The 22639-nt window shown below is 50.0% G+C and carries 22 protein-coding genes, 1 tRNA gene and 3 pseudogenes; 16 read left to right on the top strand and 10 right to left on the bottom strand.

The genetic code is table 11. The features are described 5' to 3' along the window. Positions 1-6: 6 nt before the first annotated feature. Together L1889_RS12590 and L1889_RS18850 are read left to right on the top strand one after the other, a co-directional pair. Entirely contained in the window at positions 7-1155 is a 1149-nt protein-coding gene (locus L1889_RS12590) for an amidase (protein ID WP_238665401.1), read from the top strand. Between the two features lie 95 nt (positions 1156-1250). Next, positions 1251-2114 carry an IclR family transcriptional regulator gene (locus tag L1889_RS18850; protein WP_238665400.1) on the top strand — a complete coding sequence of 288 codons (864 nt, stop codon included), beginning with the start codon at positions 1251-1253 and terminating at the stop codon, positions 2112-2114. A 14-nt stretch (positions 2115-2128) separates the two neighbouring features. On the opposite strand, the gene L1889_RS12580 is transcribed toward L1889_RS18850, so the two are convergent. The 5 genes from L1889_RS12580 to L1889_RS12560 are packed head-to-tail and all read right to left on the bottom strand — an operon-like array spanning position 2129 to position 7694. Next, complete coding sequence (locus L1889_RS12580; RefSeq protein WP_238665399.1) at positions 2129-3793, bottom strand: hydantoinase B/oxoprolinase family protein; 1665 nt, start codon at positions 3791-3793, stop codon at positions 2129-2131. A 12-nt stretch (positions 3794-3805) separates the two neighbouring features. Then, on the bottom strand, positions 3806-5098 hold the full coding sequence (locus tag L1889_RS18845; protein WP_308217680.1) for a hydantoinase/oxoprolinase family protein: 1293 nt from the start codon (positions 5096-5098) through the stop codon (positions 3806-3808). A gap of 5 nt (positions 5099-5103) precedes the next feature. After that, positions 5104-5847, bottom strand: coding sequence for a hydantoinase/oxoprolinase N-terminal domain-containing protein (locus tag L1889_RS18475; protein WP_257793904.1), 744 nt, complete (start codon positions 5845-5847; stop codon positions 5104-5106). A gap of 44 nt (positions 5848-5891) precedes the next feature. Then, positions 5892-7181 carry a TRAP transporter large permease gene (locus L1889_RS12565; protein WP_238665398.1) on the bottom strand — a complete coding sequence of 430 codons (1290 nt, stop codon included), beginning with the start codon at positions 7179-7181 and terminating at the stop codon, positions 5892-5894. Between the two features lie 12 nt (positions 7182-7193). Beyond that, complete coding sequence (locus L1889_RS12560) at positions 7194-7694, bottom strand: TRAP transporter small permease (RefSeq protein WP_238665397.1); 501 nt, start codon at positions 7692-7694, stop codon at positions 7194-7196. A 175-nt stretch (positions 7695-7869) separates the two neighbouring features. Between L1889_RS12560 and L1889_RS12555 the strand changes: the two genes are divergently transcribed. Genes L1889_RS12555 through L1889_RS12545 form a run of 3 tightly spaced genes read left to right on the top strand, consistent with a single transcriptional unit; the run spans position 7870 to position 10087 of the window. Beyond that, complete coding sequence (locus L1889_RS12555) at positions 7870-9207, top strand: NAD(P)/FAD-dependent oxidoreductase (RefSeq protein ID WP_238665396.1); 1338 nt, start codon at positions 7870-7872, stop codon at positions 9205-9207. A 20-nt stretch (positions 9208-9227) separates the two neighbouring features. Then, entirely contained in the window at positions 9228-9557 is a 330-nt protein-coding gene (locus tag L1889_RS12550) for an alpha/beta fold hydrolase (protein WP_238665395.1), read from the top strand. Positions 9558-9598: 41 nt separating this feature from the next. Next, the gene (locus tag L1889_RS12545; RefSeq protein WP_238665394.1) at positions 9599-10087 is read left to right on the top strand and encodes an alpha/beta fold hydrolase; all 489 of its coding nucleotides are present in this window, start codon (positions 9599-9601) and stop codon (positions 10085-10087) included. Between the two features lie 270 nt (positions 10088-10357). Here L1889_RS12545 and L1889_RS12540 read toward each other — a convergent pair whose 3' ends face one another. Then, complete coding sequence (locus L1889_RS12540; protein WP_238665393.1) at positions 10358-11707, bottom strand: MATE family efflux transporter; 1350 nt, start codon at positions 11705-11707, stop codon at positions 10358-10360. Between the two features lie 253 nt (positions 11708-11960). Here L1889_RS12540 and L1889_RS12535 point away from each other — a divergent pair, with 253 nt between their 5' ends. From L1889_RS12535 to L1889_RS19390, 4 genes are all read left to right on the top strand, one after another. Continuing rightward, complete coding sequence (locus L1889_RS12535; RefSeq protein WP_238665392.1) at positions 11961-12251, top strand: addiction module antidote protein; 291 nt, start codon at positions 11961-11963, stop codon at positions 12249-12251. A 221-nt stretch (positions 12252-12472) separates the two neighbouring features. Further along, on the top strand, positions 12473-12763 hold the full coding sequence (locus tag L1889_RS12530; protein ID WP_238665391.1) for a nucleotidyltransferase family protein: 291 nt from the start codon (positions 12473-12475) through the stop codon (positions 12761-12763). Then, positions 12760-13023 carry a HepT-like ribonuclease domain-containing protein gene (locus L1889_RS12525; protein ID WP_444329669.1) on the top strand — a complete coding sequence of 88 codons (264 nt, stop codon included), beginning with the start codon at positions 12760-12762 and terminating at the stop codon, positions 13021-13023. Before L1889_RS12530 ends, L1889_RS12525 begins: the two co-directional genes overlap by 4 nt. After that, a complete protein-coding gene (locus tag L1889_RS19390) occupies positions 12932-13138 on the top strand; it encodes a HepT-like ribonuclease domain-containing protein (protein ID WP_444329668.1) in 207 nt (68 codons plus the stop codon). The genes L1889_RS12525 and L1889_RS19390 overlap by 92 nt, the downstream gene beginning before the upstream one ends. A 52-nt stretch (positions 13139-13190) precedes the next feature. Here L1889_RS19390 and L1889_RS12520 read toward each other — a convergent pair. Both L1889_RS12520 and L1889_RS18470 read right to left on the bottom strand, forming a co-directional pair. Next, a pseudogene (locus L1889_RS12520) lies at positions 13191-13241 on the bottom strand (hypothetical protein); the annotation flags it as partial. Positions 13242-13336: 95 nt separating this feature from the next. After that, a complete protein-coding gene (locus tag L1889_RS18470; RefSeq protein ID WP_257793903.1) occupies positions 13337-13459 on the bottom strand; it encodes a hypothetical protein in 123 nt (40 codons plus the stop codon). A gap of 83 nt (positions 13460-13542) precedes the next feature. On the opposite strand from L1889_RS18470, the gene L1889_RS12515 reads away from it, so the two are divergent. From L1889_RS12515 to L1889_RS12505, 3 genes are read left to right on the top strand one after another with little or no spacing between them, the layout of a single operon-like run. Then, positions 13543-14220 (top strand): MATE family efflux transporter, encoded by a 678-nt coding sequence (locus tag L1889_RS12515; RefSeq protein WP_238665390.1) that lies wholly within the window; start codon positions 13543-13545, stop codon positions 14218-14220. After that, positions 14217-14870 carry an MATE family efflux transporter gene (locus tag L1889_RS12510; RefSeq protein ID WP_308217679.1) on the top strand — a complete coding sequence of 218 codons (654 nt, stop codon included), beginning with the start codon at positions 14217-14219 and terminating at the stop codon, positions 14868-14870. The genes L1889_RS12515 and L1889_RS12510 overlap by 4 nt, the downstream gene beginning before the upstream one ends. 45 nt (positions 14871-14915) lie before the next feature. Further along, entirely contained in the window at positions 14916-15542 is a 627-nt protein-coding gene (locus L1889_RS12505; protein WP_238665388.1) for a hypothetical protein, read from the top strand. A 226-nt stretch (positions 15543-15768) separates the two neighbouring features. Here L1889_RS12505 and L1889_RS12500 read toward each other — a convergent pair. Next, positions 15769-15853, bottom strand: a tRNA-Leu gene (locus tag L1889_RS12500). Positions 15854-16021: 168 nt separating this feature from the next. Then, positions 16022-17206 (bottom strand): RtcB family protein, encoded by a 1185-nt coding sequence (locus L1889_RS12495; protein WP_238665387.1) that lies wholly within the window; start codon positions 17204-17206, stop codon positions 16022-16024. 171 nt (positions 17207-17377) lie between these two features. Here L1889_RS12495 and htpG point away from each other — a divergent pair. The 4 genes and pseudogenes from htpG to L1889_RS12475 all read left to right on the top strand — a co-directional run bounded on the left by htpG (position 17378) and on the right by L1889_RS12475 (position 22632). Next, positions 17378-19287 (top strand): annotated as a pseudogene (gene htpG / locus L1889_RS12490) (molecular chaperone HtpG). 296 nt (positions 19288-19583) lie between these two features. After that, on the top strand, positions 19584-20870 hold the full coding sequence (locus tag L1889_RS12485) for a TonB-dependent receptor (protein ID WP_238665386.1): 1287 nt from the start codon (positions 19584-19586) through the stop codon (positions 20868-20870). Further along, on the top strand, positions 20854-21768 hold the full coding sequence (locus L1889_RS12480; RefSeq protein ID WP_308217678.1) for a TonB-dependent receptor: 915 nt from the start codon (positions 20854-20856) through the stop codon (positions 21766-21768). The genes L1889_RS12485 and L1889_RS12480 overlap by 17 nt, the downstream gene beginning before the upstream one ends. Before the next feature lie 185 nt (positions 21769-21953). Further along, a pseudogene (locus tag L1889_RS12475) lies at positions 21954-22632 on the top strand (Fe2+-dependent dioxygenase). The last annotated feature ends 7 nt before the right edge of the window (positions 22633-22639 follow it).

Here is a 22639-nt window from a genome sequence, read left to right as displayed (position 1 = left end):
GAGGGTGTGACGTCAACCTGTCCGACTGCTGAAGGTGGTTCACTTTCTGGTCACTCCTTTGCGGTAAAAGACAATATCGACGTCGAAGGCTGGGCCACAGGGTGTGGTAATCCTGAATGGGCCCGCCGGCAAGGTCCGGCAGGCCAGAGTGCGGCTGTGGTGACTATGCTGTTAAATGCAGGTGCCGTTTTTCGTGGAAAAACGCTAACTGACGAGTTTGCGTGGAGCGCTACTGGAAACAACCCTCATTATGGAGCACCCGCTAATCCCTTAGCGCCAGAGCGTTTCACAGGCGGGTCGTCTTGTGGATCTGCGTCGGTGGTTGCTCAAGGGCTTGTTGACCTGGCTCTGGGTACCGATACGGGTGGGTCAGTCCGTATCCCAGCTGCTTTTACCGGGCTCTTTGGTATGCGGCCTACATATGGATCTATCCCTATAAACGGGGTTACACCGCTTGCTCCAAGTTTGGATACCGTCGGGTTTATGGCTAAGACTGCACAGATCTTACGTGATACAGGCTCTGTCTTGTTGCCTTGTGGCGGCATCAAAAAACTTCCTAATCTTTTGATCGCTGAAGATGCGTTTAACTTGACCTCTGCCCGCCACAGAATGGTATTAGAACCGTGGGTAGCTTCGTTATCACGCTATGTTTGTAGTGTGCGGACACATCTTCTTGTTCCTGCAGAGGGAGGGCTGCAGCCTCTCGCATCAGTATTTCAGGTGCTTCAGGCTGCGGAAATCAAGGAGAGTTTGTTACCTAAGCTTAGCGGGATGGATTCGTTCTTAGGGGAAGGCTTGCGTAAACGCATTGCGTATGCAGGGACAATCACCGACGCTGACGCAGGATTAGCCCGTAGAACGATTTTGGACTATATGCTGCGAATTGTGGAGCATGTGGGGGATGATACTGTTGTTGTATTGCCCACTACGCCTGACGTTGCGCCGTTGCGAACTTCGCCGGAGGATATGCTGGCAGCGTATCGCTCAAAAATGATAGAGCTGAGTTGCATTGCGAGTATCACAGGAATGCCCCAGGTTACTATGCCATTCGCGGTGGTCGATGGCGCTCCTTTTGGATTGTCTATTATGGGCCCCCGAGGAAGCGATCTGGCGCTATTAGAATTGGCGTGGATGTTGCAACAGGGAACGAGCTAATGGTGTTTGCTAAAATAGAGTGCGCTTATCGAGTGTACCTGCATACATCGGTCATGCAAAAAGAGCATGCCGATTTTTTTATGAGTGAATTATAAGTGTCGACGAATAAAAGTAATGATCACAGCAAAAGCGGCTTATTCAACCAGTCACTTGAAAAAGGGCTGGACATCCTTTTGGCTTTTGGTCCAGATACGCGCACGATGAACCTTTCGGAAATCGCTAAGGCTACGGGCATTAGTCGCAGTGCAGCGCAACGTTTTACCTATACATTGGAGGCGCTTGGCTATCTGCAAAAGCATCCCGTTAATAAGCGCTATTCGTTGCGAGTGTCCACGTTAGCTCTCGGATATCGCTACTTGCTAGTTAATCAGGATTTAGCGCGCGCAAATCCCTTTTTACGTGACCTCAATGTAACTTGTGGTGAGACGGTCAACTATTCAGAGCCAGATGGCAGCGATATGGTGTATGTGGGCCGCTTTCCAACGACTCGCCTGACACCTGTTCACATGCCCTTAGGTCGCACACTTCCTATGTATTGCACATCGGCCGGTAGGGCTTATTTGGCCTGTCTTCCCGCTGGGCAGCGTAAAGAGATATTAATGGAATCTGAGCGTGTCTCCTATACGAACACTACGGTCACCGACATTAATGAGCTTCTTTACTTGTGCGATGAGGCGGCCGAGGTGGGCTATGCGTACGCCAACGGTGAGTATTATCAGGGTGATATGAATGTTAGCGCTGCTGTGTTAAATGCCAGCGGTGTACCTATCGGGGTTGTATCCATATCGGCTCCTGAAACGCGCTGGAGCTTAGACCAGTTACGCCGTCAACTTGCTCCTCTGGTCATGGAAACTTCTCGGCTGATTTCGGTTCGCGAACCGAGTCCAGCCGAGCTTGAGCCATTCGTTCTCGGGGCAGGGAAGATATCGCCCTCAGGGGGTAGGTTTTACGTTATTTAACCCTGGTTGTCGAGTTACGGTTTGTAGCGAGTACTGGCGGCGTCATGGCTAACTTTTCCGTTATGAATGTCTCGTTCCACCTGTGTTTTCTGACGGAGTTGAGGGGCGCCATACCCACCTCCACCTGCGGTTTTGACCAAAATACGGTCACCTTTAAATAGAGTGGTTACGAGTTTAGAAGGCACAACCTCTTCGCCACCTGCTGCACGGGTGATGACAGTTTTGGCCATTGCCCCTGCGTGTCCGCCATTAGCGCCAGACGCTGATGAGTAATGTCGCTCACCGCGATGCGTGAAGCTGATTTCACCCTCAAGTATTTCGTACTCGCGAATAATGCCTAAGCCGCCACGGTATTGTCCTGGACCGCCTGAGTCGATCCGCAATGCAGATTGAAGAACACGGATAGGAGCATCTGATTCAAGGGCTTCCACTGGCAAGTTCATGCAGTTTGTCGCGTCAGTTTCAATTACGTCCACTCCATCATTGTCGTGCCCTGCTCCACTGCCCCCGGCGATTAATTCGCCTACGACAAACGCATTGCCCTCATCTGTGCGCCCACCGAATGAAAGAAGCAGCATTTCTCCAGCAGCATCGGCTCCGATGGTTTCTGGCACGGCCTGACGCAAGGCACCGAGAATAGCGCCAGTGACCCGTTTGATCGTGGCTGTACGGGCATTTACAGGTGCTGGAGACACTGGGTTGACGATGCTGCCAGGGGGTAAGTGCAAGGACACTGATCTGAAGCAGCCGCCATTTGTTGGGATGTCTGGTCCTGTTATCACGCGACTTGCAAAGTATGCGGCCGCCATAGAACCGGAAGGAACAACATTGAATGGGCCTTTGACCTGTGGACTGGAGCCTGTAAAGTCGCAATGGAACTGGCCGTCTTTGATTGTGACAGCAACTTCGATTTTGATACGTTTATCTAGTTCGATGCCATCGTTGTCGTTGTAATCAATGTATTTATAGGTCCCTTCAGGAAGAGCAAGAAGTGCGGCCCGAGTCATTTTCTCCGAGCGATCTAGCAAGTCGCTGAACATCGCTTTAAGTAATGGGGCGGGGTACTTGTTAGATAGATCCCCCAGTCGCTGTAGACCGATGGTGCATGCTGAAATTTGCGCATGAATATCACCTAGGAACACATCGGGTATTCGGCTGTTCAAGCGCATGATTTCTACGATGCTGTCATTCATTATCTGCTCTGAGCGAAGCTTTAGAGGTGGAAGTCGAAGACCTTCCTGAAATATCTCCGTTGCATTGGTGGGCACCGATCCGGCAGTCATCCCCCCGATGTCTTGATGATGGGTCATTGATCCGCTGAATGCCACAAGTTCACCCTGACAAAAGACAGGCATAACAATACCAATATCGGGTAAATGTGTTCCGCCAAGATAGGGGTCGTTCATCATGTATACATCGCCCTCAAGCATTGTTTCAGGCGGGAACTCTTGAATGATTCGTTTTACGACGGGTATTAGGGTCGCCAGATGGATAGGAATGGCGACAGCTTGTGCGAGGGTTTCTCCATCAGTCGTAAATAGACTCGCCGAGGCATCTAGACCTTCTCGGACGATGGGCGAGAAGGAGGAATGGAACAGTGTCATCTGCATTTCATTAGCGATACCTTCCAGCTTGTTTCGTACAACTTCTATGGTGACGGGATCGAATTTCTGTGTCATGAGAGTGCCTTGTTACGAATCTATTTTGTTAAGAATGATGTTTCTGCTCGCTTGAACGCAGGCGCTCCATCCTGGATAGACGATCGTTGTTGAGTCGGGTTGCTCAAGTATGGCCGGTCCTTCAAAGGTTGTTCTGACTGGAAGTTCGTGTCTGGAAAACACGTCGGCCATCACGGGTTCATCGTGACCGATCACCGAAATGAGGCGCTTATCTTGCATGGGGGACGAGCTAGCGTCTTCTGATTTGGACGACACTTCGTGGGTTTCGGACGCTAAGCTGTGTACTACACGGAGATTGACGATTTTCTCTGCTGTGCCGGGACTATGGCCGAACACTCGCTGATAGGCCTGCACGAATCGTTCCTGAAGTTGTGTTGTGATGTCATCGTTAAGCTCAAAGGGTATTTCGATATGATGAGATTGTCCGATATAGCAGATGTCAGCGAAGTATTGGACGATTACTCGGCTTGTATCTTTGGTTTCCAGAGCCATGAGCGTCGCACACTGGTCGTCTAGTTGGGCGATAGCTCTCTGGATGTCGTTGAATGTGGTTTGGTTTAATGGGGTAGGAAATGCGGCTGACATTTCATGCTCGATCGGAGCCATTAGCATACCAAGAGCTGACAAGACGCCCGGGTGCTGGGGCAAAAGAATCTGTGATGTGCCAAGATCAGCGGCTAAAGCACAAATGTGAATTCCACCGCTACCGCCTAATGGCATAAGGGTGAACTCACGCGGATCGAAGCCTTGACGTACGGAAACGAGCCGTATCCCCTCTACCATTTGAGCCGCAACGACGCGATGTATTCCTAGAGCGGCTTCTCGTACAGAGATACCTAAAGGTTTGGCAAGTTTTTCGTCAATAGCTGAGTGGGCCAGTTCAGGTTTGAGTTTGAATCGACCACCCGCAAAGTACTGAGGGTTGATATAACCCAGGACTACGGATGCATCCGCAACGGTGGGCTCAGTCCCTCGTTGGTCGTAACACGCTGGGCCCGGAACAGACCCTGCAGATCGGGGGCCTACGCGCAAGCTTTTTGCTCCGTCGATCCACGCCATACTACCCCCACCTGCTCCGATGGCGTTGACGTCTACCATTGGTACACGCACTTTATAGCCAGCAACCAAGCCTTCAGGCTTGATTAAGGGCTCGCCTTCGCGAATCAAGGCAATGTCGGAGCTAGTGCCACCAATGTCGACGCTGATAATACTTTTTATGTTTTCTAGTTTCCCCATATGCTGTGCGCCTGTTACGCCGCCAGCGGGTCCGGAAAGAAATAGCCGAACAGGACGTTGTCGCGCGATGCCCGCTAGAGAAATCCCCCTCGTGACTGCATAATTTGCAGCTTTGAACTGACCCCACGCTGCTCTAACCCAACTTCAAGATCTGATAAGTACGTATCAACAACGGGTTTGATGTAAGCGTCCAGAGTCGTTACGACGGTGCGTTCATACTCACGGAAGGTGGGGTTTACCTCAGAGGATATTGATACGTATATGTTGGGATAGGTTTCTTGGATAAGTTTTGCGGCACGGCGCTCATGGGTAGGGTTTAAGAACGAGAACAGAAAGCAGACGGCAATACTCTCCACCCCGCTTTTGATCAACGTGGCGACTTCCTGCATGAGCACTGCTTCGTCCATAGGAGTAATGATCTCGCCTTGAGCGGAGACCCGCTCGGGGACTTCAACTCGGAATCTGCCTGGGGCGAGAAACTCCGGTACTTCAGGCTTGAGCCTTACCGAGTAAACAGTAGTTCGCATTTGTCGGCCCAGCTCAAGAATATCTTTGAATCCTTCGGTGGCTATAAGCCCTGTAAGGGGACCACGTTGTTCTAGTACAGCGTTGGTGGCGACGGTTGTGCCATGAATAAAACGTTGAATTTGCTGTGTCGAAATTCCCCATTCCTGACATAGCGGTTCAATCGCCTGCAATACCCCTTGACTGGGCTCGGGACGTGTTGTTGGAACTTTTGCTACGTGTAGGGTTTCGTTTCCATTCTTGCATACGATATCGGTGAATGTTCCGCCGACATCAACTCCAATTTCAATCATTTTTTTCCTTTGATGGAATCCACAATAGTTGGTATTAATGAGCGTTACATAGCGCTAGGCAAGTAGGTCGCGATTTGGGGGAAAACCGTGATCAATGCTAGAACCATCATTAGCAAAATTACATAAGGTACGGAGCCGCGTGCCAGTTCACCCATCGTTGTGTCTTTTCCTGCAATGCCTTTTAATATGAAAAGAACGAAGCCAGCAGGCGGTGTGATCTGACCAATCTCGCACAAAATAACGATAACGACAGCGAACCATATTGGATCGTGTCCTAATGCGAGAATAAGAGGGAAAGTAAAGGGAAGTGTCGTAACCAGCATCTCGGTTGCTCCGATGAACATGCCGAAAACGAAGTAAAAGACATAGATGGCAAGCAGTAGCACCCAAGGCGACAATTCGAGCGATTGCACGAACTCGACAATTTCGCGGGGTAAGCCAACAACGGCAAGCGCCATGGAAAAGATCATGGCCCCCATCATCACAAACCCGATCGCAGCGCAGGTGAGGCTAGTGCCTATCAGGGCACGACAGAGGCGCTTGACCGAGCAGGCTTTATACAGCATGCCGATGACGACCGCCGCAAGAACACCAAGCGCAGCAGATTCGGTAACGGTGGCTAGACCAAAGTAGATGGTACCCATCACGCATCCGATCAATGCAACGACTGGTAAGAGATTCACTAGCGCAGGTAACGCTTCACGCAAAGGAATAACCTCGGCGGCAGCTGGAGTGTATTCCGGACGGAACTTAGCTTGAAGAACGACGAATGCCAGGAAAAGGCAAATCGCAATAATGGCGGGAATAACAGCCGCGACAAAGCTGGCACCCACTGACACGTTGGTTAACGATGCGTAGATAATGATTGGTATGCTGGGAGGGATAAGAATACCTAGTGTTCCAGAGCCTGCCAGACTGCCGAGTAATGCGGTGCGATTGTAGCCTTTTGCTCGTAGTTCTGGATAGGCTGCAGAACCTACCGTTGCTGCCGTTGCCATGCTGGAGCCGCTGGTTGCCCCAAAAAGAGAGCAGAGCACGACGTTGGACAGCAGGAGTTTGCCCGGCAAACGTTCGAACAGCGGGGTTAGTGCACGATAGACGCGGACGCTCAAGCCGAACTGGACCAGTAGTTCGCCCAGCAGAATAAAAAGAGGCAATGCGACCAACGGGAAGCTGTACAACATGTTCCAAATGGCGACCGTTGCGATTTGAAAGGAGTTGGTGCCTCCAGCAAAAAAGTACAGAATGATAAGACCGGCTATACCTAAGCCGACTCCCATCCAGAGGCCGCCAGCCATGAGAATCAACAGAGTTGTAGTTGCTAGTGTCGACATGGTTGGCCTCGATTAAGATTCGTTGCTGACGTGTTGAGGAAAGAAAATTTCCTCACATAGCTGGTACACAACGACAACCGCCAACCATAGCGAACTCACTACCATTACGGCTCGCCAAGGGGGCTCATAAATATATGCCGTTTCGCTGTGTGCGTTGAGCTGATAGCCCAGCATGAAAAAATCAAAAGTCAGCTTGATAAGCAACGCTAAAAAGCCCAGTGTCATCAGGTGGGTCATTATTACCATCAGCTTGCGCAGTGGCGGAGACAGTATGGATAGCAGGGCTGAAATGGCGATATGCCGACCTTTCAGTGCTGCGTATGGCAAACCAAGAAATACACAAGACACCAGTAAGAAGCTAGATAGCTCTTCAGTGATGGAAAGTGCGCTACCCACAAAATATCGCATGACTGTGGAGTAGCCGATTAAAAGTGGCATAGCGGCAATGACCGCCGCGCTCAAGATTGCCATGCCGAAACTGATCGCGTGCACGATACGTTGGACTTCATTCACGAGTCGTCTCCTAATATTTTTAAATTTTTTATTGCTTAATCCCGATGGGATTGCAGCTGTGAAATGAGTATGCCATAATATCGACTATCGATGCAAGTGAATCGATATGCGATTAATTATCTTACAGTAGTGGAGACAGAGCTATGTTGTTATCAAGAACAATAAGGGCTGCTTAATGCAAGCTCCTAATTATGCATTTGGTCATCCGCCCGATGTAGCATTGCCAGAGCATGCAAATTCTGTGTGGGCAGACACGCTATTGACGGCTCATAATCATGCTCCATTAAGTGGGAGTGAAACCGCAGATGTAGTGGTGATAGGGGGAGGATTTACTGGTCTGAATGCCGCAGCGGAAGCGTTACGGCTAGGTCTGTCCTGCATTGTGTTGGATGCTAGACGAATTGGTTGGGGCGCTAGTGGTCGGAATGGTGGAATGGCAGTGCTTCGTTACAAACTATCGTGGAGCGAGATGGCGGCGCAGTATGGTCACGCCGCAACTAAGCAGCTATACGGCTATATCCATGAGGCCGTTGATAGTCTGGAACAAAATGTGGAGTCTTTTGGTATTGACTGCGAGTTTTCCCGATATGGACATTTGACAGCGGCCTATCATGCACGCGCGATGCAGCGTTTGAAGGCGGATGTTCGATGGTTGGATGAGCAGGTGGGGGACCGTGCCGTAACGCTTGTTTCTAAAGAGGAGACCGAGAGACTCATTGGCAGTGGCCTTTACGCTGGCGCCTATTTTGATCCACGTTCCGCCGGATTGCATCCTTTGAAGTATTGTCAAGGTATGAAAGAAGCATTATCGGCACGTGGTGTGCGTTTCTTTGAAGGGACGCTCGTCGATAATGTCATTACGGAGACTGATGGGGTGGTGGTTATCACGGCAAATGGTGAAGTGCGGGCCAAGCACGCCTTAATCTGCACGAGTGCTTACACGGATGGGCTTCCCATTGCATCTGACATAGAGCGCCGTATGTTGCCTATTACCGTTGCCGTTGTCGCAACGACGCCGTTAAGTTCTGAGCTTCGGGCAAAGATTCTTCCCCAGAATCACCTCGTCACTGATACCAAGAATCTACTCAACTATTACCGTCTCGTTGACGGCGGGCGATTACTCTTTGGTGGTCGAGGCGAACCTGCATATAAGGATCATCCAAAAAATCATCAGCGGCTGCGAGAGGAGATGATTCATGTGTTTCCTGATCTGGCCGATGTCGATATTGGTTATCGATGGACCGGAGTAGTAGGGATCACGCGTGATAACTTTCCCCACATCGGTGCTATTGGCAAGCGCGTATTTTATGCGGTTGGCTTCGGTGGTCGTGGGGTGGCGCTCACGCATTTGTTAGGTAAGTATTTGGCGCGGCGAATTACTGGGGATAGCACCTCATTGGGCGCTATGTCAGAAGGGGCATTCAAACCAATCCCTTTCAAGGGCCTGCGTTTGCCATTGCTCAAGGCAGGAACGGCTTATTACAAGCTTAAAGATAAATTAGAAGCACTTTAAATCAACTAGGAGGAACAACGATGGCTATAGTAACGACAGATGATGGTGTCAAGATCGACTACGAGTTTGATGATTTCACTAACCCATGGGACGATGAGGCAGAAGTAATCGGTCTACTTCATGGCTCAACGCTGAATAAAAAATTCTATGCGCCAATGGTGCCCTATCTGGGGCGAAAATTTCGCGTATTGCGCTGGGATCAGCGTGGTCGTGGGGCCTCCACCGCTCCTGCACCGGGTTCAACCTTATCAGGCGCTGAGGTGGATGATGGTGTAACCGTAGTGCAACGTTACGCCCGTGATGCACTGTGCCTGATGGATCATTTGAATATTAAAAAATCCATTGGGTAGGTGATTCAAGTGGCGGCATTACCGGTGCTAATTTTGCTCTGATGTTTCCCGAGCGTGTCCATACGTTGACGTGCATACAGTCTCCGCTGGTTAAGATTCCTGCTGATTTTGAGAAAGCATGGGCTGCGGGAGAAAAAGATCCAGCAACAGCGATTGAAAAATATGGAATGGCTGAGTACTACGAACGTATCGGCACGGGCTGGGTAACCGATCCTAAAAAAGGAAACGAGCGTTTTCAAGTTTGGCAAAAGGAAGAACGCAAGAAAATCGCTACCCATTCATATATTGGTCACTGGAAATGGCAGTCTTTGGCTGATCTTACTGATCAGCTTCCAAATATGAAAGTACCAGTATTGCTTCTGAATGGCGATCGCAGTGGTATTTGTCCGATGGAGCAACACGAACGTATGCGTGATCTCATTCCTGACTGCGAACTCAAGATTTATCCCGATATTGGGCATGGAATTGCTTTTCTTGAGCCTGAGCGGGTTGCAGCTGACGTGATGGATTTCATCGCACGTAAATCGTGATTTAGACGCATCTGCAGAGAGGTGGCTTGTGCTGCCTCTCTAATGATTTTCTCCTGAGATGATTATCATGTTTGAGTCTATTGCCTACATCGAGCCATCATACACGATGCCAGATCGATCCTCACAGGTTGCCCAGCATGGTCAGGGTACTACGCCCAGGACTACAGGTCGTAAGAGGTTTGGAGGGATTGATGCAGACGAGTTTGTGCCATGACTTCGTATATTTGCTAGTCCTAATTAAGCAAACTTGGTCTGGCTAACTTTTGACTTCTAGGTTTGTGCGCGTTTTTTGCTTGTCGCCGTCATTATAAGAGGCCTATATATAGCCGGCCTTAGCGCCAGCGCGAGGCTGGCACCGCGCAAGCCGTTAAAGGCCAGAAATGCCAACCACAGGCCATGATTTCCCCAAAGTGGAAGCAGCGTCAATGACAGGGTAAAGAAAACAGCTGAACATCCCAGCATGATCAGCATAAGCGGCCGTGTGCGTGTCGCACCAATGAACACACCGTCGTACAGATAGGCGGGCATGGACACCAGTGGGGCAAGAACCGCCCAGAGCAGATATTGACTCGCCAGCTCAGCGATGTCTGGCTGATTGGTGAGCAGCCCGATCAGACTCATTCCTGCCAGGCTGTAAACCACCATGTAGAGCAGCGAGCCCGCCAAGCCCCACACCAGACAAATACGAATGACGCGGGCAAGCTGGGCCGGTTTGCGTTGACCCACTGCGGCACCGCTTAAGGTTTCAGCAGCGTGCGCGAAGCCATCGAGCCCATACGAGGTGAAACTCAGGAAGGTCAGCAAAATAGCATTGGCGGCAAGCAAGGCATCGCCTTGTTTGGCACCCAGATGCGTGAACCAGGTTGTGGTGGCCAGCAAGCAGGCGGTACGAATAAAGATATGGCTGTTGATCAGAATTAGCCGACGCAAAGCCGTGGGCTCGAAAACCTCTATCCACCGCATTGTTGTGATCTGCGATCGGTAACTACGCCACAGCAGCCAAGCGCCAACCGCTGCACCGCTGAAATCAGCCACAGCGGTGGCTCGGCCGATTCCCCTGACTCCCCAATCAAGTCCGTACACAAAGCCGAACACGGTAAGCAAATTGACAACATTGATGAGTATTTGAATAGCCAGGGCAATGCGTACTCGCTGGCAGCCTAGCAACCAGCCCAGGATGACATAGTTGATCAGGGCTAGAGGGGCTGACCATACCCGTCCGTTGGCATATAGACGCGCTTGGTCGGAGGCTTCTTGTGAAGCGCCAAGTAAGGCGAGTCCGCTGTCAATAAGAGGGCGCTGTAATAACAGAATCAATAAGCCGGTGACGCTGGCAATGAGCACGCCCCGAGCGACTGTCAACAATACGGAGTCGGCCTTGCCAGCGCCGAAGTACTGCGCCACCACGCCAGTGGTGCCCATACGCAAGAAGCCAAAGACCCAGAAGATGAGATTGAGTAGGAGACTGCCCAACGCCACGCCCGCCAGGTGTTGTGCGCCGGGCAGATGGCCGGCAACGGCCGTGTCCACCGCAGACATCAGCGGTTGGGTCAAGTTGGCCAAAATGATGGGGATGGCCAGGTAAAGCACTTGCCGGTAGCTGATGGGTGGGGAATTCATGGAACTCATATTTTTTAAGTGTTTACTGTGCGCTGATCGCCGTCACATGCGCCGCCATAGCGTAACACCGAAGCTCTAGTGGCAGAGTCACACCGCCGTCATAAGGTACCATTATGGTAACGATAAGAACTTGTCAGACGACGGATGGTAGGGTCCCGCTGGATGAGTGGTTGGCAGCTTTGAAAGATGTACAAGGCCATGCTCGTATCCGCGCTCTGGCGTCTCTGAATGGTTGGCGTGAACGAGGTAAATCATGACTGCACGTGATAAAAGCTACGAAGTATCAGCCGTTGCGGCGATGCGCGACCCCGTCGAAGCCGCTGCCTACCTAGAAGCAGTGATTGAGTTGGACGATCCGGCAGCCCTATTGGTGGCGTTGCGGCATATTGCCAAGGCATACGGTATAGCCGAAGTCGCCCGTCGCGCGGACTTGGGTGAAAAAACCTTATTTTGGGCGCTATCCAACAAAGGCAACCCAACATTGATCACACTGCATAAATTGCTGCATGCCATGGGACTGCGCCTTAGCGTGACCGCTATTTAAAGCTAAAACCATAGCCTTTTATCGTTGGGCGTTTTAGCTCCATCCCGTATGAGCTAAAACCATCACTCTCAGCGGGTCGTTGTTTCAGGGGGGCGGTGCTTTTCTCCGCGCCCTAATCGTCCTCAGACGTGTATAAGGGTACAAGCCCGTATCAAACAGTTCTTGAAACGTTGTAGTCGGTTGCTTATTATCATAGTAGGTTTACATAATGAAAGATGCACATGCTCCCCTCACTCCAGTTGAACCTTAAGCGAAGTTCTATGCGTGAAGCTGCTAGTCGGCACCGTACGACCAACCTGCGTGTCTTCGGTTCAGTGCTTCACGGTACTGACCGCGAAGGCAGCGACCTTGATTTGTTGGTCGATGCGCTGCCCGGCGCAACGTTGTTCGATCTGGGCGGTCTGCAAGACGAACTGGAAACGTTGCTTGGCATCCAAGTCGATTTATTAACACCTGACGACTTGCCGCCAAAATTTCGTGCCAAGGTTCTAGCAGAGGCCCAGCCGGTTTGACATACAACCGCCTTTCCGATTACCTCGGTCACATGTTGCAGGCAGCAACCGATGCCTGTGCCTTCGTGGAAGACCTCGACAAGGTTCATTTCTTTAAGGACAAACGTACGCAGCAGGCCGTCGTCATGAGCCTTATTATTCTTGGTGAGGCAGCGACGAAAGTAATGGATGGCTATGCCGATTTCGCTCAAGCGCATCCGGAAACTCCATGGCGGAGCATGCGGGGGGATGGGCAACCGTATCGTTCATGGTTACTTTGACATTAATCTTGAGGTCGTCTGGGAGACAGTACAAACTGCATTGCCAGAGCTCCTGAGTCATTACCTGCTGCGCAGCAGCATGCTGCATACGAAGACCGCAACGACGATGGGATAATCCCTTGATATTCTTCAAGCACGACGACCAACCGGCCAGTTGAAATAGCGTCAGCCACCGTAAAATCCGGCAAAAGCGCAATTCCCAGTCCTGCTTCGGCCATCGCCTGCAAAGCTTGAGTCACCTCGGCAATAGCCGAGTGCGAAAGTTCGACAGAGACGACCTTTTGCAAGTAGCGCCCAGGGTGCGAGCTTGCCGCTAGTCGGGTAGCGGTAGCGCAAGCAGGCGTGAGATGCCAGGTCGGCGCCCGGCCTGGGTGAAGCTGCGTGTTTCAGCAGCGTGCACAAACGCACCCAGCGCGCCGAAGTAATCCATTGCCATTACGTCTACTGACTTAGCAGTCTTAGTTTAAATAACTGACTGATAAAGAAGCCTTAGAGGTTTCTGTATAGGACTATGTATTTGTGAAGAAGAGTTTTACGGCCGGCTCCATCCCCAGGCAGCTTGCAACATTCTCGTTTCCAATCCTATTGGCCAATCTGCTGCAAGCCTCCATGCAGTTGATCAACAGCCTATGGGTTGGAAACCTGCTGGGAAGCGCGGCCTTTGGCGCGGTAACCGTCGGAACGACTGTCATCATTGTCGTGCTGGCATTTGTACTGGGCATAAACAATGCCACCCTGACCATCTTTGCGCAATTAAAAGGGTCGAATGATCAGAAAAGAATCAATTCCTACTTAAGTGCATTCGTTATCATTCTGGCCGTACTGTCCCTGATCATTAGTGTCACTGGGTATGTGCTTACAGAGCCTCTGCTTGCGCTGATGAATACACCGGCTTCAATCGCGAGCGAGGCAAAAGCTTATCTGCAGATCAGTTTTATCGGCACCTTTTTATTGGTCGGATACAACTTTATCGGCACTGCCCTGCGGGCGTTTGGAGACAGCAAAACACCGCTGTATTTCGTTTTGCTAGCGACCGTGCTCGCTACTGTTCTTGATCCGTTATTCATTGCCGGCTTTGATCTGGGCGTGGCGGGGGCTGCCTATGCCACTGTATTAGCGCAATCCATCGCGTTCATCTATAGCCTGTTCTATTTGTCCGGACGGTTCAAAAACACAGCTTCAGACTCCAGCTTCTGAAGTGGATCGAAACAAAAACTATCCTGCAGCTAGGCCTACCATCCGGCATACAAATGGTCGTCATTTATGCAGGCATGACGGTTATTTTATCGTTGGTGAACTCGCTGGGAGAATCAGCAGTAGCTGGATTTGGCGCCGCACAGCGCCTGGACAGCATTATTTTATTACCGGCGATGGCCTTAGGCACCGCCGTGAATGCCATGGCGGCACAAAATATCGGTGCTCAGAAATGGGGCCGCGTATCGCAGATTTCTAAAATAGGTGTGATTTATAACCTGGCCATTATGTCGGCAATCGCCGCCGTTCTATTTGTCTGTGCAGAACCTTTAGTCAAACTGTTCGTACGAGATCAAGATAGCGTTTCGTTTGGAACCTCGTACTTAAAAACCATTGCTTGCTTTTATCCCTTTATAGGCCTGAATTTCATTTTGAATGGCATCGTTCGCGGAGCAGGAGCGATGTTTCAGATATTGGTATTGAACATCATTTCACTATGGATTTTACGCGTCCCCTTGGCTTATTGGGCAACGTCCTTGTATGGCGATTCAGGTGTTGCATTAGGAATTGGTCTTAGCTTTTTTATTAGCTGCCTGTTTTCGATTGCCTACTACCGCTGGGGTGGGTGGAAAGACAAGAAGCTATTCTCGTAAAACAGAGTTTTCCATTAATTTTGATACGTTTTTTTAGGATAAACAATGACGCAAAATAAGGGTGCAGCTCAAGTTGAACAACAAAAGGCATTAGATCAGGCACTGACGAAACTTTCGATTCCGGAAGGTTATGTGCTCAAAGACACAACCGAGGTAAAACAGGACAGTGTTAATGCATGGGTATTTCGCTATGAAAAATCTAGCGGGGAAAATAATGGAATGGGCGGTGAACATTACTCCTTCACTGTCACACAGGACACCCATAAGATACTCGGCATGATCTGGCTAAGCCAGGACTTTGAAAAAGGCCAGCCACTGCTTTCCCATGAAGAGACGACAAACATCGTAAAGGCCTTCCTACAAAAAGTAGAACCTGGTTTATTTGAGCGTTCGGAGAACCGATGGATTCGCCCGGAAGACTTTTCAATCAGGGTGAGCGGAAAGGACACAACACTCACCGGAGTTCGATACAAGCTCTATGTGCCGACCGAGGGCAAGTGGGGATGGGTCATCGTCGCCCCGGACGGCAACGTAATGACGTTTGAGCAAGACATGATCTGGATGGGAGGCCGTATATCCGAAATGTGGCTGCATGATCACTGGGTTTCGAGCGGTGCCAACAGCAGCAAAATGAAAACGTATATCAAAGACACGCTTAGAAAACTACGCTGATGATGTAGCGTGACTGGATTCCCGACAATCCAATTTATTTATGATGTCCCTTCAACCAGCCCTGGTTGAATACAGGCTTTAATGAAGAGTTCATATCACGCTGGTGGCGTGTGAAACAACTGAAGGTACAACCAGTCCGGGGGATTCTCAGGTGCGCGCAAGCATGGTGTTTTTTAATCTGTTTGGACAAAAAAAGACCCCTTTGAGAGGGCTGTTTTTATAAACTTGGTGCCCGGGGCCGGAATCGAACCGGCACCCCTTGCGGGATCGGATTTTGAGTCCGACGCGTCTACCTATTCCACCACCCGGGCATTTGAGTTTTTGTGGTCGCCTAAATTAAATCAGGCGCTAGCGGCAAGAGAAAGATTATACACAAAAAACCTGGACGGCCAAGAAAATTCTTAATTCGTATTACAGCATCGGCCCGCTGTTAATTCCTTTGGCCTGGCTGTGCCGGATAGACGTGGTGGCAGTACGCCTTAAGCCCCTTTTACGCACACTACCTGCTTCAGGACATGCAAGACTTCAACCAGGTCTTTTTGATGTTCCATCACCTGGTCGATGTCTTTATAAGCTGAGGGCAGCTCGTCAAGCACGGCATTGTCCTTGCGGCACTCGACCCCTTCTGTCTGTTCGATCAAGTCGGCTACGCTGAAATGGTTGCGGGCGGCTGTGCGGCTGTACTTACGGCCGGCTCCGTGTGCACATGAGCAATAGGAGTCAAGATTTCCTTTGCCGCGTACGACAAAGCTGCGCTGTCCCATGCTGCCTGGAATCACTCCTAAATCGCCTTTACGTGCTCGAATCGCGCCTTTACGTGTGATCCATAAGTTGCGGCCAAAGTGGTTTTCCTTTTCTACGTAATTATGATGACAGTTAATGGCTTCTTGGGTTATTTGAAAAGGTACCTTTATGTGCCGGCGTAGTGCGGCAATAGTACGCGCCATCATCACTCGACGGTTTTCAAAAGCGTAGTCTTGGGCCCATTGAACCGCATTGACATAATCCGTGAAGTCGTCGGTGTCGTCCGGCAGATAAGCCAGATCGTTATCTGGAAGACTGATGTGATAGTGCTCCATATGACGCTTGGCTTTCTCAATAAAGTAGCGGCCAATCAGGTTTCCTATGCCCCTGGAACCGGAATGCAGCATCACCCAGACAGCATCTGTTTCGTCCAGGCATACCTCAATAAAGTGGTTGCCCGAGCCTAAAGTGCCGATCTGACGCTGGGCGTTATTACGTTCCAGCTTGGGGTGTTTGTCTGTGATGTTTTTAAGGCCTTTTACGAGCTCAGCGTTAAAGTCTGGCATGTTCTTATGCTTGTGCGAGCCACCAGGCCCCAGAGGAATATCGCGTTCAATCTGATGTCGCAGAGCCACCAGGTTGTCAGGCAGGTCGTTTGCCGTTAACGACAGCCGCACTGCATTAATACCGCATCCAATATCGACTCCAACAGCTGCCGGAATGATGGCATGGTCAGTAGCAATCACGCTGCCTACGGTTGCGCCAATGCCAACATGCACGTCGGGCATCGCGACAACACCGTGTTCGTCTATAAAAGGCATGCTGGCGATATTGCGTAACTGCTGAAGCGCAGCATCATCAATGTCGTCAGTCCAGATTTTAATAGGGCGGGAGAGGGGTTCGTGAATGACTTGTTTCATGGCTTTGAGGCGGTAGCTGTAGAGCGGCGGAGCCGTTTACCTAAGCCTAGCAACAATCTACGTGTTTGTCCTAGGTCTTGTAATTTTATTCACTGCCCCAATCTATTAGCTATTAACGCATATTGGCCCCTGGCCTCTTCCTGTTTACATTTCTAGCATATCGTACTGACAATGAGCCAAACTGAAACAAACGTTCCCTCTGCCGAAACCCTAGGCTTTCAAACCGAAGTAAAGCAGTTGCTGCAGCTAATGATTCACTCGCTCTACAGCAACAAAGAAATTTTCTTGCGCGAATTGATTTCAAACGCTTCTGATGCGTGTGATAAGTTACGCTTTGAAGCTATTGATCGTCCCGAGCTTCTTGAGGGCGAAGGCGACATGCGCATTCGCGTCGAATACGATAAAGACCAGGGCACCATTACAATTTCCGATAATGGTATTGGTATGAATCGCGACGAGGCGATTGCCAATCTGGGTACCATCGCTCGATCAGGCACCAAAGAGTTCTTCTCACAGCTAACTGGCGACAAACAAAAAGATGCCCAGTTAATTGGCCAGTTTGGTGTTGGTTTCTACTCATCCTTCATCGTGGCTAATAAGGTATCTGTGTTAACCCGTCGGGCCGGCGATGCCGAAACCGAAGGTGTAATGTGGGAATCGGAAGGCGCTGGCGAGTTCTCGATCAGTCCTGCTGAAAAAGCTGACCGTGGTACCTCGGTAACACTGTATCTGCGCGATGATGCTGAAGAGTTTCTGGATGGATGGCGTTTGCGTTCGGTATTGCGACGTTATTCAGACCATATTTCGTTGCCCGTTCAAATGCTCAAAGAAGAGTGGGACGAAGAACAGTCAGCGCAAGTCAAGCAAAGCGACTGGGAAAACGTTAACCAGGCCAATGCGCTCTGGACACGCTCGCGCAACGAAATCAGCGACGAGCAGTACAGCGAATTCTACAAACATATTGCTCACGATTTTGACGATCCGCTAGCCTGGACTCACAACCGTGTTGAAGGCCGTAGCGAATACACTCAACTGTTGTATATCCCTAAGCGCCCACCTTTTGATATGTGGGATCGCGACGCCAAGCATGGTGTGAAGCTTTACGTTAAGCGCGTCTTCATCATGGACGACGCCGAGCAATTGCTGCCATCTTATTTGCGCTTTGTACGCGGGGTTATCGATTCCGCCGATCTGCCGTTAAACGTTTCCCGCGAAATTCTGCAAGAAAGCCGCGACGTCCGTTCTATACGCGAAGGTAGTGCTCGCCGTATCTTAGGTCTGCTTGATGATTTAGCCGAAAACAAGGCCGAACAATACACTGAGTTCTGGCAGAACTTCGGTCAGGTGCTAAAAGAAGGTACAGGCGAAGACCCTAGCAACAAAGATCGCGTGGCAGCCTTGCTGCGCTTTGCGTCAACCCATAATGAAAGCGCAGTGCAAGATGTATCCTTTGCCGATTACATCGCCCGCATGAAAGACGGCCAGGACAAAATCTACTACGTGACTGCTGATTCATACTCGGCAGCAGCAAACAGCCCGCATCTGGAAGTGTTCCGTAAAAAGGAATTGAAGTTCTGCTGATGTCCGACCGGGTTGACGAGTGGATGCTCTCGTACCTCAACGAATTCGATGGCAAGGCGCTGGTTTCCGTGGCCAAAGGCGGCCTCGACTTGGCTGAGCTGGAAGACGAGGACGAGAAAAAACATCAGGCTGAAATCGCTGAAACGTTTAAACCCCTGGTCGAGCGCTTGCAAAGCAGCTTGGGCGAGAAAGTGAAAGAGGTTCGGGTAACAGCGCGTTTGGTCGACTCTCCTGCGTGTGTAGTGGTGGACGAAAACGAAATCAGCCCACACCTGTTGCGCATGCTGCAAGCGGCGGGTCAGGAAGCACCCGAAGTTAAACCTATTCTCGAGGTGAATCCTGAGCATGCCTTCCTGACACGTTTAGCCGAAGCAACTGACGCTGAGTTTGACGATTGGGCATTGGTATTGCTGGATCAGGCGATGCTGGCGGAAGGGGCTGCTTTAAACGATCCGGCGGCATTTGTGAAGCGGCTTAACAAACTGCTGTTGAAAATCTAAACTCTTTGATTTCCTGTTAAAGCGTAAAAAGGTGGCTGAAATCAGCCACCTTTTTTGCGTTCAGAACTCAAGCAATAAGAAATGCTACGAAGTATCGTTAAAATTACGCCACGTTTTGTGAAGCGGATACAAGCGGGTTTGCAATTCGTAATAAGAATGATTACTATTCATTAGTTTTTTAATTATTCCTTTACATTTACGGCATATGGCGTAGCACAAGGCAAGTTTTTTACTTTTTGCCCACGTGTAAATAAAAAATAAGGCGCCGTAGAGTTGCTGTTTTTTGGAGAAGTCTGATGTCCCGTTACCGCCGACCGGTATCCCATTCGTTTAGCCAGGGTATGTTGTATGCGGCTATTGGTGGAGCCCTTACACTACCTGCTGCAGTATCTGCTCAAGAAGATCCCGTTCGCGAGTTACCCTCCATTGAGGTTCAGGGCACTGGCCCCATTGATGGTTACCAAGCGAACGAAGCTTCTTCCAAGAAGTTTACGGCGCCACTCTTGGATACTCCTCGTACCGTTAATGTTATTCCTCAAGAACTTATTAAAGATCGTGGTGCCTCATCGCTACAAGATGTGCTGCGCACGACACCAGGCATTACTTTGGGTTCAGGGGAAGGTGGTACACCACAGGGAGATCGGCCGTTCATCCGTGGTTATGAGGCAAGTACCGATATTTTTATCGACGGTATACGAGACTATGCCCGTGGTTCACACGAGACTTTCAATTTGGAGTCGGTCGAGGTCATTAAAGGGCCAAGTTCGGCCTATACAGGTCGTGGTGGTACCGGAGGCAGTATTAATCTGGTTACTAAAGCTCCGCACTTAAATAACTTTTTTGAAGGCTCCGCTGGTTATGGTATCGACTCAGAATATCGTATAACAGGCGATGGCAACTTTGCTTTTACTGATTCCGCAGCCTTCCGTTTAAACGTCATGAAAATGGGCGGCGATATGCCGGGCCGCGATGTTGTTAAATTCGATCGCCTGGGTATCGCACCGTCTTTGGCTTTTGGTTTAGGCACGCCTACTCGTGTCACTCTAAGCTATTCACACATTGTGAATAAAGATACGCCTGACTGGGGAATACCTTTTAGCAATGCTGCGAATCCTGATCGCATCAGGCCCATTAAAGTAGATCGCGATAATTTCTATGGCCGCAAAAATGTAGATTTCCGCGAGAATAAGTTCGATACGGCCACAGCTATGCTTGAGCACGACCTGAACGATAAATTCACGGTGCGTAATACTACTCGTTATGGCAAAAGCTTAAATCATTATTTATACACACGGCCTTCCTTCGACAATTGTTCGGCGGGTGTTGGTGGCTCATGCGCGGCGGAGGATGGCGATTTACAATTCACTCGTGCCGATCGAGCACGTTACCGCAAGAGCGAGTCACTGGTTAATCAAACCGACTTATTTGGTAGTTTCCAAACGGGTTCTCTCAAGCATTCTGTTGTAATGGGTTTTGAGTTCAGTAAAGAAGAAGTCAGTTCCAAAGCTGTGAGTGGCCTTCCGGGGGGGACACTGATTCATTCTGGAACCCTAACCCTTATCGTCCATATACAGCCAATTTAACGTATGCCAATTTAAAAAAGATGGCGACATCAAGACAAGGTCTGCCTATGTCTTTGATACGGTTGAGTTAAATGACCAATGGACTTTAAATGGTGGTATTCGCTATGAGAATTTCAGAGTGGACAATACAACTATCTCACGTGAAGACAACATGTGGAATTATCAGGCAGGTGTAGTGTATAAACCTGTTCGTAATGGAGCCATTTACTTGTCTTACGGTACTTCTTCTAACCCTGGCGGTGAGAATCTGGGGCAGGCTGGTGGCGCTGATGGCCCCGCAGGTGGCGCCACTATTCGCGATCTTAAACCCGAGAAAAGCCGTTCATGGGAATTAGGTACCAAGTGGGATGTCATGAACGAGCGTCTCTCATTGACAGCCGCACTGTTTGAAACGAAGAAGACTGATGCTCGTTCTACAGATCCTGTTACGGGCGATGTGAGCCTGTCTGGCAACAACCGTGTTCGAGGCATTGAGTTGGGCGCCACCGGAGCCATTACACCTAAATGGGATGTATGGGCGGGCTATACGCATTTAGATCCTAAAATCAAAGAGTATCGCAGCGGGAACAACGACTTTAGTGGCAAACAAATCAAGTTTATCGCTAAAAACAGTGCTTCTTTATGGAGCACTTATAAAGTGCATCCTCAATGGACTGTTGGCGGCGGTGCAACCTACGTAGGTAAGCGCTTTGTTAATGATGCAAATACTTTAGAGCTGCCGTCTCATACTGTTTACGATGCGATGATTCGTTACGACGTGAATAAGAGCGTAGCCTTACAGTTAAACGGGAATAACCTTGGCGATACCCGTGTCTATGATGCTTCGCACGTAGGCCTATTCGCTAACGTAGGACCAGGTCGTTCGGTCATGCTGACCGCAACTTACCGATACGATTAAGTGTAGTGCCCTAGACCTTCGTGGATCGGCCGCCCTTTGGGGCGGCTTTATTATTTGTCTTGCATCAAATGCGTTACCGCATTTTATAGTACGGTGTAGTGTGAATTCTCGCTTTATTGCTTGCCCTGGTGTGTTTCTCTTAGAGCAATCGCGCTGATTCCTACGCTTATTTATATAGGTTATTTATGCTGATCACTATTCCCGATGTTCTAACGGCCCAACAGATAGCCGATTGCCAGCAACACTTAAGGGGCGCTGACTGGGAGGACGGAAAAAACACGGCTGGCTATATTGCAGGTCGGGTTAAAACGAATCTGCAGTTGCCTATTGATCACGCTGTAGCGAAGCAACTGGGTGATTTTGTTGTCAGTGTACTTGCTAGCAACCCGGCTTTTATTGCCGCAGCCTTACCCGCCAAGATTTTACCGCCTCGCTTTAATCGTTATCAGGGTGGGGGAGAATACGGTAGCCACATAGACAACGCCATATTTGCTGTGCCGGGCTCGACCGAACGTGTGCGTACGGACATTTCCAGTACTTTGTTCTTAAACGATCCCTCTGAGTATGAAGGTGGTGAGTTGGTTATTGAGGACACATACGGATCACAAAGCATTAAGCTACCGGCAGGGCATTTGGTTGTGTATCCGGGAACCAGCCTGCACCGGGTGAATCCCGTTACCCGGGGAGAGCGCTTGGCATCTTTTTTGGAGTCAAAGCATGGTTCGTCACGCCCATAAGCGGGCAATGCTCTGGGAGCTTGATCAGTCAATTCAGGGTATTGCAGCGGTTGATGCTAACAGCCCCGCGCTGGCGAGTTTATCGGGCGTTTATCACAACCTGATTCGTGAATGGGCTGATATCTAAGGCTACT

The organism is Paenalcaligenes niemegkensis (genome assembly GCF_022230885.1).
Classification (GTDB): Bacteria; Pseudomonadota; Gammaproteobacteria; order Burkholderiales; family Burkholderiaceae_B; genus Paenalcaligenes; species Paenalcaligenes niemegkensis.
The sequence above is the reverse complement of the archived record's forward strand: the minus strand, read 5'-3'. Positions and strand labels throughout refer to the sequence as shown.

What these genes read in the sequence shown, in the direction of transcription:
- L1889_RS12530 (WP_238665391.1), top strand. Translation starts at nt 12,473, where the DNA reads ATGCTCCCCTCACTCCAGTTGAACCTTAAGCGAAGTTCTATGCGTGAA.
- L1889_RS18470 (WP_257793903.1), bottom strand. Translation starts at nt 13,459, where the DNA reads ATGGCAATGGATTACTTCGGCGCGCTGGGTGCGTTTGTGCACGCTGCT.
- L1889_RS12540 (WP_238665393.1), bottom strand. Translation starts at nt 11,707, where the DNA reads ATGAATTCCCCACCCATCAGCTACCGGCAAGTGCTTTACCTGGCCATC.
- L1889_RS12580 (WP_238665399.1), bottom strand. Translation starts at nt 3,793, where the DNA reads ATGACACAGAAATTCGATCCCGTCACCATAGAAGTTGTACGAAACAAG.
- L1889_RS12545 (WP_238665394.1), top strand. Translation starts at nt 9,599, where the DNA reads ATGTTTCCCGAGCGTGTCCATACGTTGACGTGCATACAGTCTCCGCTG.
- L1889_RS19390 (WP_444329668.1), top strand. Translation starts at nt 12,932, where the DNA reads ATGGCTATGCCGATTTCGCTCAAGCGCATCCGGAAACTCCATGGCGGA.
- L1889_RS18475 (WP_257793904.1), bottom strand. Translation starts at nt 5,847, where the DNA reads ATGATTGAAATTGGAGTTGATGTCGGCGGAACATTCACCGATATCGTA.
- L1889_RS12495 (WP_238665387.1), bottom strand. Translation starts at nt 17,206, where the DNA reads ATGAAACAAGTCATTCACGAACCCCTCTCCCGCCCTATTAAAATCTGG.
- L1889_RS12565 (WP_238665398.1), bottom strand. Translation starts at nt 7,181, where the DNA reads ATGTCGACACTAGCAACTACAACTCTGTTGATTCTCATGGCTGGCGGC.
- L1889_RS12485 (WP_238665386.1), top strand. Translation starts at nt 19,584, where the DNA reads ATGTCCCGTTACCGCCGACCGGTATCCCATTCGTTTAGCCAGGGTATG.
- L1889_RS12535 (WP_238665392.1), top strand. Translation starts at nt 11,961, where the DNA reads ATGACTGCACGTGATAAAAGCTACGAAGTATCAGCCGTTGCGGCGATG.
- L1889_RS12550 (WP_238665395.1), top strand. Translation starts at nt 9,228, where the DNA reads ATGGCTATAGTAACGACAGATGATGGTGTCAAGATCGACTACGAGTTT.
- L1889_RS12555 (WP_238665396.1), top strand. Translation starts at nt 7,870, where the DNA reads ATGCAAGCTCCTAATTATGCATTTGGTCATCCGCCCGATGTAGCATTG.
- L1889_RS12505 (WP_238665388.1), top strand. Translation starts at nt 14,916, where the DNA reads ATGACGCAAAATAAGGGTGCAGCTCAAGTTGAACAACAAAAGGCATTA.